The organism is Candidatus Cloacimonadota bacterium (genome assembly GCA_012516855.1).
Lineage (GTDB): Bacteria > Cloacimonadota > Cloacimonadia > Cloacimonadales > Cloacimonadaceae > Syntrophosphaera.
The window spans coordinates 1-1,585 of the sequence record JAAYWB010000130.1 but is presented as its reverse complement, the minus strand read 5'-3'; the positions used below and the strand labels follow the sequence as shown (position 1 = coordinate 1,585).

2 protein-coding genes are annotated in these 1,585 nt (G+C 47.7%); one reads left to right on the top strand and one right to left on the bottom strand.

From position 1 onward, the window contains the following. Positions 1-191: 191 nt before the first annotated feature. Positions 192-863 carry a hypothetical protein gene (locus GX466_09440; GenBank protein ID NLH94418.1) on the top strand — a complete coding sequence of 224 codons (672 nt, stop codon included), beginning with the start codon at positions 192-194 and terminating at the stop codon, positions 861-863. On the opposite strand, the gene dnaQ is transcribed toward GX466_09440, so the two are convergent. Next, complete coding sequence (gene dnaQ / locus GX466_09435) at positions 860-1,564, bottom strand: DNA polymerase III subunit epsilon (protein ID NLH94417.1); 705 nt, start codon at positions 1,562-1,564, stop codon at positions 860-862. The genes GX466_09440 and dnaQ overlap by 4 nt on opposite strands. Between the last annotated feature and the right edge of the window lie 21 nt (positions 1,565-1,585).

The following is a 1,585-nucleotide window of genomic DNA, read 5'->3' as shown; positions in this document are numbered from 1 at the left end:
ATATCCACCGCAATGCAAAGATAGAGCGTACACAAGATACGCCAACCGGGGTCAAGGTGAGCATTGAACGTGATGATCTGTCTTACGAAGCAGATGCCATGGTCGGTTGTGACGGCCTCTGGAGTTATACGCGTCAACATATTGTGGGGACAGATTTGCCAGTAGCGACCGGCCATGTAGCTTGGAGGGCCATGCTACCCATCAATATGGTTCCTAATGAATACCGTCAAGACTGTGTGCATGCATGGATGGCTCCTCACATGCACATCGTTGCATACCCTGTTCGACGTGGTGAATTTTTAAACATCGTGGTGGTGACCGAGGACGACCATCCTGCCGATACCCCCAGCCGACAAAGTTGGAGCCGTGATGCGACAGGCCTCAGTCCACTTGATGTGAAAAACAATTGCCCAACATTTGCGCTCAGCAACAAGTTGACCGACTTATTGAAGACGGTCAACATTGGAAATGGCGGTGGTTGGACGCGCTGGACATTGTTTGACCGCGCACCGATTTCTTCCAGTCTGGACATGTATAACCCGCAGCACCCGCGCTATGCATTGTTGGGCGATGCCGCACATCCTATGCGCCCCTATTTGGCACAAGGTGCCGCCATGGCCCTAGAAGATGCGCAAGCATTAGCGCTGGCAGTGCAGGAAAATTGGGGTGATTTACCCAAAGCATTCCAAACCTATGCGAACAGACGTTGGGAAAGGGTAGCCAAGGTTCAAACTCAATCTAGACGCAATGGCGATATCTATCACATGCAAGGGATGATGCGGATGGCCAGAAATGCTGCTTTGCGTCTCGCTGGGCCAAAACTGATGGAGATGCCTTGGTTGTACCAAGGACCACGGATTTAATTGACCAGCTTACGCCAAAGCGTTTTGTTTTGGCTGGCTTTATCAATTTGAAGAAGCGTTTCTTCGTGAGCGGAATTTTCAATCTCATTAGCCAACAGCACATCCAACTGAAAGCATTCTAAATTGGTCACAACCAGGTGACCTTTTTTCTCATGATTCGGCTCGTGATTGGTTAGCAAAGCATCTTGCCCGCGCGTGAGGTGTACATAGACTTGCGACAACAATTCGGCATCAAGCAAAGCTCCATGCAAGCTGCGATTTGAATTGTCTACCCCCAGTCTGTCACACAGCGCATCAAGGGAGTTGCGTTTTCCGGGAAACATTTCTTTGGCCATGACCAAAGTGTCTGTGATTGAATGGACAACGCTTTTAAATTCAGGTTTGCCAATGATAGATAATTCCTTATTTAAAAATCCTAAGTCAAAAGGGGCGTTGTGAATGAAAATCTCTGCTCCCTCGCAATAGGTCAACAAATCATTTGCAATTTCGGCAAATTTAGGTTTGTCGCGTAAAAACTCATTGCTGATGCCGTGTATGCGCAATGCACCCTCTTCACTGTCGCGTTCAGGGTTGACATAGAAGTGCAAGTTTTGGTTGGTTAATTTGCGATTAACCATTTCAACGCATGCAATTTCGATGATGCGATCACCATTCAAGGCGGACAAACCAGTGGTTTCAGTGTCTAAAAAAAGTTGTCTCATGCAACTGAATATAGCATCGCT